The sequence below is a fragment of the Dokdonella sp. genome (assembly GCF_035703485.1).
Classification (GTDB): domain Bacteria; phylum Pseudomonadota; class Gammaproteobacteria; order Xanthomonadales; family Rhodanobacteraceae; genus Dokdonella.
Map to the genome: position 1 here is coordinate 1 of NZ_DASSYD010000101.1, position 7,786 is coordinate 7,786.

Annotated in this window: 8 protein-coding genes and 1 pseudogene; 5 read left to right on the forward strand and 4 right to left on the reverse strand. The window is 59.6% G+C overall.

The genetic code is table 11. From position 1 onward, the window contains the following. Positions 1-311, forward strand: a 311-nt coding sequence (locus tag VFN25_RS07475) for an outer membrane protein assembly factor BamE (protein WP_325140425.1), incomplete at its 5' end; no start/stop codon positions are given. 13 nt (positions 312-324) lie between these two features. Here VFN25_RS07475 and VFN25_RS07480 read toward each other — a convergent pair. Both VFN25_RS07480 and VFN25_RS07485 read right to left on the reverse strand, forming a co-directional pair. Next, positions 325-621, reverse strand: coding sequence for an RnfH family protein (locus VFN25_RS07480; protein ID WP_325140426.1), 297 nt, complete (start codon positions 619-621; stop codon positions 325-327). Beyond that, positions 608-1,039 (reverse strand): type II toxin-antitoxin system RatA family toxin, encoded by a 432-nt coding sequence (locus VFN25_RS07485; protein WP_325140428.1) that lies wholly within the window; start codon positions 1,037-1,039, stop codon positions 608-610. The genes VFN25_RS07480 and VFN25_RS07485 overlap by 14 nt, the downstream gene beginning before the upstream one ends. Before the next feature lie 117 nt (positions 1,040-1,156). On the opposite strand from VFN25_RS07485, the gene smpB reads away from it, so the two are divergent. The 4 genes from smpB (at position 1,157) to VFN25_RS07505 (ending at position 5,971) form a co-directional block, all read left to right on the forward strand. After that, entirely contained in the window at positions 1,157-1,648 is a 492-nt protein-coding gene (smpB, locus tag VFN25_RS07490; RefSeq protein WP_325140430.1) for an SsrA-binding protein SmpB, read from the forward strand. A gap of 127 nt (positions 1,649-1,775) precedes the next feature. After that, the gene (locus VFN25_RS07495; RefSeq protein WP_325140432.1) at positions 1,776-2,081 is read left to right on the forward strand and encodes a type II toxin-antitoxin system RelB/DinJ family antitoxin; all 306 of its coding nucleotides are present in this window, start codon (positions 1,776-1,778) and stop codon (positions 2,079-2,081) included. Further along, positions 2,081-2,377: a type II toxin-antitoxin system RelE/ParE family toxin gene (locus VFN25_RS07500; protein WP_325140433.1), complete on the forward strand. Its 297-nt coding sequence runs from the start codon at positions 2,081-2,083 to the stop codon at positions 2,375-2,377. Before VFN25_RS07495 ends, VFN25_RS07500 begins: the two co-directional genes overlap by 1 nt. Before the next feature lie 111 nt (positions 2,378-2,488). Continuing rightward, the gene (locus VFN25_RS07505) at positions 2,489-5,971 is read left to right on the forward strand and encodes a class I SAM-dependent DNA methyltransferase (protein ID WP_325140434.1); all 3,483 of its coding nucleotides are present in this window, start codon (positions 2,489-2,491) and stop codon (positions 5,969-5,971) included. Between the two features lie 40 nt (positions 5,972-6,011). Here VFN25_RS07505 and VFN25_RS07510 read toward each other — a convergent pair whose 3' ends face one another. Next, positions 6,012-7,163, reverse strand: coding sequence for a hypothetical protein (locus tag VFN25_RS07510; RefSeq protein ID WP_325140435.1), 1,152 nt, complete (start codon positions 7,161-7,163; stop codon positions 6,012-6,014). 454 nt (positions 7,164-7,617) lie between these two features. Next, positions 7,618-7,786, reverse strand: a pseudogene (locus VFN25_RS07515) (IS4 family transposase); the annotation flags it as partial.

Sequence of the window (7,786 nt, forward strand, 5' to 3'; positions counted from 1 at the left end):
AACAGGTCGAAACCTTGAAGCCGGGCATGAGCAAACGTCAGGTTCTGGTGGTCATGGGTTCGCCCTCGATCATCAGCCCGTTCGATCAGCAGCGCTGGGACTATGTCTCCACGATCAAGCGCGGTCGCGGCAAGATGGATCGCAAGGATCTGGTGCTCTTTTTCGAGAACGATTCACTGGCGCGGATCGAAGGCGACTACTTTCCTGAAGATCCCGAAATGCTGATCAAGGATGCGCGCAAGTACAAGCGCCAGTATCCGGATGAAAAGCGTGAAGAGGACAACAAGAAGAAGCGCCGCGGCCAGGGCTGATCCAGCAGCCGGTTCATGAACCCGGTCGTTTTTGCTTCGCTCGCTTCCTGCGCGCTTCCATCGGATTGATCTTCAAGGGTCGATAAAGCTCGATTCGATCGCCATCACCCACGACACGGCTGCGATCAACCGGTTTCGACCAGATCCCGGTGCGCAACTCGTCAAGCTTGATGGCGCATTCGTGCTCAACGCCGGATGCAGTCAGTGCGTCGGCGACAGTCGCGCCGGCAGGCATTTCGAGCGCACGCAGGAATTGTCGCTGCAATTCGGCATAGGCGACTTCGACACGCACCCGCTCAGGCTTCGACACGACGCGCCTCGCTGCAAAAATCATCGACCATGCGGTCGGCCAGATTCTGGAAGCCGAGACGCAGCGCCGGTGCCGTGAAGCGACCCGAGTAATCGAAATCCAGCGCAAAGGCGATCTTGCAACCGGCATCACCAAGGGCCAGAAATGTCCATTCGCCCTCCAGCGTGCGGAATGGCCCGTCAACCAGATGCATGTGGATGCGACCCGGCCGATCGGCCGTATTGCGCGTGGTGAAGCTTTGCGTCATACCGGCCAGGCGCACATCCAGCCGCGCCACCAGACTCGCTTCATCGCGATCAAGCACCGCCGAACCGGCGCACCACGGAAACCGCCTCGGGTATGCTTCAACCTCGTTGACGAGATCAAACATCACTTCGGGGGTCTGGCGTACCAATGCGCTGCGACGGATCTGGATCAAGGCGGCACCTGCAAACGACAAGGACAGGACAGGCGCGCTTGAAACCACTCGCGAACCCCTCCATACAGCATAGCGGCGACAGCTTGGGTGCGCCGCCAAGGATCAACTTAAAACAGCATGACCAAACAGAACGCCAAGGACAAGAAGAGCGGCGGAACCATTGCGCTGAACAGACGCGCGCGCCACGAATATCACATCGACGAACGCTACGAGGCCGGCGTTTCCCTGCAAGGCTGGGAAGTCAAAAGCCTGCGCGCCGGCCGAATCAACCTGACTGACGCCTATGCGATCGTGCGCAATGGTGAAATCTTCCTGTTCGGCGCCTCGATCGTGCCGCTGATCTCGGCTTCCTCGCACGTCGTCGCCGACGACCGCCGCACACGCAAGCTGCTCCTGCATCGCCGCGAAATCGACAAGCTCGTCGGCGCGGTCGAACGCAAGGGCTACACGATCGTACCGCTGGCGATGTACTGGAAAGGCAACAAGGTCAAGATCGAGATCGGCCTCGCCCGCGGCAAGCAGGATCACGACAAGCGCAACACCCTCAAGGACAAGGATTGGCAGCGCGACAAGCAGCGCGCCATGCGTGCGCACAACAAGGGCGCTTGATCGGCAAGCCCGGCCTTCGAAGAGCGACCAGGTGGGTCTGCTAGTCAAAGCGGCGCGAGACGAGTGACAACCACTTTCCGCATCTCAATTGAGATACACTTGGCATGATCCACCTGGAGAGGCGAATATGGCTGCTCAAACTTCGATGTTGCATGTCCGTATTGATGATCAACTAAAAGCGGAAGCGACCGAAACGCTCGCCCGCGTCGGACTGACCGTTTCGGATGCCGTGCGTATCTTGCTGACTCGAGTCGCTGAGGAAGGAGGCTTGCCGGCAGGCCTCACTGCAGACCCGAAAGCGCACGACGCATGGTTTCGCGCCAAGGTGCAGGCGGCTATCGACGACCCGCGACCGAGCGTGGCGCATGATGAAGCGATGGCGCGAATCCGAACGACTATTCAAACTGCGAAGCGTAATCAAAAGACGGCGTAATGCTGCCTATCCGCTGGAACGCAAAAGCGCTGGATGAGCTGGATGCAATCGCTGGCTACATTGCCCAGTTCAACCCGATCGCCGCCGAAGATCTGATCGACCTTATTGAAGCATCAGTGCTTCCACTGTCCGAGCATCCTCGCATGTACCGAACTGGTCGGGTTCTCGGTACTCGCGAGGTGGTCGTGCATCCAAATTACATCGTGGTCTATCGCGTGCTGGGCGACCAGGTGGAAGTTGTCGGTGTACTGCATTCCGCCAAGCAATGGCCGCCCGCAGAAAGCGATTCCAGATAAAGATCGAAGAAGCAAGGCAAGATCCCACCAAGCGCGATCATTCGGCGGCAAACGTGCTGACGAAGCGCCGCGCATCAGCTAGCCTTGTGGATCGAACACAGGGGAACCTCCATGGCAGGGATCGACAAGGATGCGGCGGATGATTTCATCGCCAAGTGGCAGGGAATTACCGCCTCCGAGCTATCAACCTCGCAATCGTTCCTGATTGATCTGTGCGGCCTGCTCGGGGTCGAGTCGCCGCACCCGGACGCCGAGCAGGCCTACATGTTCGAGCGCCCGATCAGCTTCGTCCACGGCGATGGCAGCACCAGTCCCGGCCGCATCGATCTGTATCGCCGCAACTCCTTTGTCCTCGAATCGAAAAAGCTCAAGGCCGCGCCACAGAGCAAGGGTTTCGACGATGCGCTGCTGCGCGCACGCAGCCAGGCCGAGCAATACGCCCGCGCCCTGCCCGCTGGCGAAGGCCGGCCGCCGTTTCTGATCGTGGTCGATGTCGGCAACCGCATCGAGCTGTATTCGGAGTTTTCGCGCTCGGGCGCAACTTACACGCCGTTTCCGGACCCGCGCAGCCATCGCATTGCGCTGACCGATCTGCGCGACGAGAAACTGCGCGATCGCCTGCGCCGCATCTGGACCGATCCGCTCTCGCTCGATCCCTCGCGCGAATCCGCCCGCGTCACCCGCGAGATCGCCACGCGCCTCGCCGCCCTCGCGCGCAGCCTGGAGGCCGCCAGGCACAGTCCCGAGCTGGTCGCGCAATTCCTCATGCGCTGCCTGTTCACGATGTTCGCCGAGGATGTGAAGCTGCTGCCGGCGGAGAGCTTCCGCAATCTGCTGATCCAGCATGCCGGGGATCCGCCGACCGCCATGCGCATGCTCGCCATTCTCTGGCAGAACATGGATTCCGGCGGATTCTCGCCAGCCATCGCCCACGATGTGCTCCGGTTCAACGGCAAGCTGTTCAAGGATCCGCAAACCCTGCCGCTGGATCGCGAACAGATCGGCCTGCTCATCGAAGCGGCACGGGCCAAGTGGGAGCACGTCGAACCGGCCATCTTCGGCACCCTGCTCGAACGCGCGCTTGATCCGACCGAGCGGCACAAGCTCGGCGCGCACTACACGCCACGCGCCTATGTCGAACGCCTCGTCCTGCCGACCGTGATCGAACCGTTGCGCGCCGAATGGAGCGATGCCCAGGCCGCCGCGCTGACCCTGTCCGCCGAAGGCAAGGAGAAGGACGCGGTCAAGGTGCTGCGCGGCTTCCACCATCGTCTGTGCACGCTGCGTGTACTTGATCCGGCTTGCGGCTCGGGCAACTTCCTCTACGTCACCCTCGAACACCTGAAGCGCCTCGAAGGCGAAGTGCTCAACGCCCTCGATGAAATCGGCTTCCGCCAGACCGGCCTCGCCATCGATGGCGAACGCGCCGACTCGCAGGCCGGCGAAACCGTCGATCCACACCAGTTGCTCGGCATCGAACTGAATCCACGCGCCGCCGCCATCGCCGAAGTCGTGCTCTGGATCGGTTATCTGCAATGGCACTTCCGCACCCGCGGCGATGTGCAGCCACCGCAACCGGTGGTCCGCGATTTCAAGAACATCGAAAACCGCGATGCCGTGCTCGCCTACGACCACATGGAACACGTCAGCGATGAACACGGCGTGCCGGTCATGCACTGGGATGGCGTCACCACCAAAAAGTCACCGGTAACCGGCCTCGATATTCCCGATGACAGCGCCCGCGTACCGCTGGAGCGCTATGTGAATCCGCGCAAGGCGGCCTGGCCGGAGGCGGATTTTGTCGTCGGCAATCCGCCATTTATTGGCGCCAGCACGATGCGCTCCGCACTTGGTGATGGTTATACCGAAGCCCTGCGCGCGACCTGGCCGGAAGTCCCCGAGTCCGCCGATTTCGTCATGTACTGGTGGCATCACGCCGCCGTGCTCACCCAACACGGCGCGCTCGAACGCTTTGGATTTATCACCACCAATTCGATTCGGCAGACTTTCAATCGGCGCGTGATTGAGGCGGCGATGGGTAGCAGCAAGCAGCCGCTGTCGCTGGCCTTCGCAATTCCCGATCATCCCTGGGTTGATTCGGCGGATGGTGCCGCTGTGCGGATTGCGATGACGGTGGGAATGGTCGGCGATGCTGAAGGACAATTGCGGATTGTCGAAAGCGAAACGGACACGGAAAAGGACGAGGTCGCCATTACTTTGCGTCATCGCACTGGATTGATTCATGCCGATTTGCGTAGCGGAGCAGATGTCGGCTCTAGCCACACTTTGCGCGCCAATCTCAATATCAGCCATCGTGGATTACAGCTTATTGGCGCAGGCTTTATTGTTACTCCAGAACGTGCGGCGAGCCTTGGACTCGGAACCGTCGATGGCCTGAAATCGCTCATTCGGCCATACCGAAATGGTCGCGATCTAACCGATTCACCACGCGAAGTGATGGTAATAGATTTGTTCGGACTGGAAATAGATGATATCCGAAATCGATTCCCCGCTTTATTCCAACATATACTTGAGCATGTAAAGCCGGTACGGGACCAAAATTCTAGAAAATCATATCGCGATAGCTGGTGGATTCATGGTGAGCCTCGTCGTTCCCTTCGTCCGGCGCTTGAAGGGTTAACTTGCTATATCGCTACCGTCGAAACCGCAAAGTATCGAACGTTTCAGTTTCTTGATGTAAGTATCGCACCGGACAATAAATTGATCGCTATCGCTTTGGACGACCCAGCAATACTTGGCGTGCTATCTAGCGTCATACATAAATTTTGGGCGCTAGCGTCAGGAAGTACTCTGGAAGATCGACCTGTATACGTGAAGACGATCTGCTTTGAGAAATTCCCGTTCCCGATCCTCAACGACGTTCAATCGGAGCGCATCGGCAACCTCGCCGAACAACTCGACGCCCAGCGCAAACGCCAGCAAGCCGCGCACCCCGATCTGACCCTGACCGGCATGTACAACGTGCTCGAAAAACTGCGCAGCGGCGAAGTGCTGTCGGCCAGGGAGCGCGTCATCCACGAACACGGTCTGGTCTCGGTGCTGCGCCAGTTGCACGATGAAATCGACGCCGCCGTGCTCGATGCCTATGGCTGGTCCGACCTGCTGCCGTTGCTGCGGCTAGGGATGGGCAACGATCCCGCCAGCGAAGAAATGCCGCGCGACGATGCCAGGCGTGCCTTCGACGAGGCCATCCTCGAACGTCTGGTCGCGCTGAACGCCGAACGCGCCGCCGAGGAAGCACGCGGCCTGATCCGCTGGCTGCGCCCCGAATTCCAGAATCCCTCCGCGGCCACGGCACCCGATCAAGCCGAGATCGAAACCGACGAAGCCGAGGCAATCACCGCCCCACTCATCGGCAAACCCCTGCCCTGGCCCAAGGATGCAATCGATCAAGTCCGCGCGGTGGCTGATGTGCTCGCCGCCAGCCCACTCGCCCTCAGCGTCGACGACGTCGCCGCGCGTTTCAAATCCAGAGGCACATGGAAAAAACGCCTGCCGCAACTCCTCGAAATGCTGGTCACCCTCGGCCGCGCCCAGGAGAGCAACGGCCACTACACGGGAATCGGCAAGTAGGCGGCTACAAGGCTCTGCAGTCGACGCTTTGCTTGCGTGATCAATCCTGCGCGTTCGTGCTGCTTGCACCCACTCTGCGGAACTTGATTTCGCGGATCGCGCCGATCGGTCCATCGCAGTAGGAGGTACGACGCATGATCATCGGTGCGACGGGCTGCAGACGCTGCATGCGTGCGCAAATCTCCTCGGCGTTCGATGCGATCGCTTCTGGTTCAGGCGGCACCGGGTCGAAATCGCTGCGAAAAATGGGTAAGTCGTAATCCAGGCCAGAGCCCGTGGTGACTGTCCAACCCGACACCGGATTGTTGTTCTCATCGACCACCTCGATACGATCCAGAGTGACGGTCTCGCCGAAGTCAAACGAACCGGTGATGTTCGAGCCTTCCGGCACGCTTTGCGTGTCGGCCCCATACATGACCGTGAATGTGGATTTCTGCTCGTGGGTTACGCCGTTGCCGACGGGGTAACTGTGGGTAGCGTAGGTACCAACGATTTCTCCATTCGGAAGGTTGGGCTCGAAGGATGCGTATTCCGACGCATTGTTGCCCACCTGAAAAATGATGCCAGCGCCCCTGAATCCATCGCCCGAAACGTGACCATGAATGCGATAGACATAGCGCGCGTACAAATTGCCGGTGCCAAAACCACCGAACGAAAACAGCTCCACCTTGCGCACGTCGCCGCTGGCATCGAAGTTGTCCGGAACGCCGTCCGGATTGAACACGAACGGTTCCGACGTTGCGTCGAAATACGGGGGATTTTCTGAGTTGTAGAACGTGTTCAGCAGCGAGGCATTCACCGCAACATGGAGCCCAGGCCGCTGTCCGGGCGCGATGACGTATGCATGGACTCCACCGGAAAAGCTGAGAGTTTGGGAGGATCCCGAGTCATTGAGACCCGTGAACGGTGTTTCGGCGAGATTGGCTTCGGCGGGGCCGTTCGTGTTGTTCTGATATACAAGCCCTGCGACGTAGACGTAGCCGTTGTACTCGAGATTGCTTACACCGATGAACGCGTTCGTTTCGATTGATTGTGCGGAAACGCCGCCGCTGCTGGCAGCAAATACTGCCCCCATCAACAATGCACAAACAGATTGCTTGTTAATCTGATTCATCGCCCACTTCCTCTGCAGTTTTTCACGCTTGTGCGCGTGCCCTCCCTGTATGCGCGAAACAGTGCGCGACTGGCTCAACCGGCGTTGATCAGGCCCGCCCTGCGGGAGAAGGTGCCCGGAAGGCGGATGAGGGGCCTTGGTTTGTGGTTTGTGGTTTGTGGTTTGTGGTTTGTGGTTTGATCTTTGCTTTTCGCTTTGGCGCGCACGATGCGTGCTCAGCGGAGTCCCCTCGATCTGGACGGGATCGTCAGAAAGCCAAGCTAAAAGCGATGGGGCGCTGGGCCCCTGCCTGCGCAGGGGCGACGGTGGATTGGGGTGCGAGGGTTACTGGTGCTGGGTCGCTGCTTGTGGCGGCAAATCACCAGTTCCGCCTGAAGGTCGCAAGCTGGCCGAAGCCACTGACAACCGCTGGTCATCCCTGAAGCCGATAACTCTGGCAATCGTCAACCGACAGCTCGCCGCTCCTGAAGCCAGCAAACTTTGCAATCACCAACCCACTTCTCGTCGCCCCTGCGAAGGCACTGTCTCTTGATCACATCTTTGGCATCATTTCTTGGGCAAGGTGATAGCCCTCAATGCGTTGTTGTAGGCGCGCCCAACCCCGCCACAGGGCATCCCAACCCGGACGTCCTGTTCGCTTCGTGTCAGCAAACCCACCCAGTCTGGCCAGAGCCAAACAGGCCCATCGAAGTCCCGGCGGT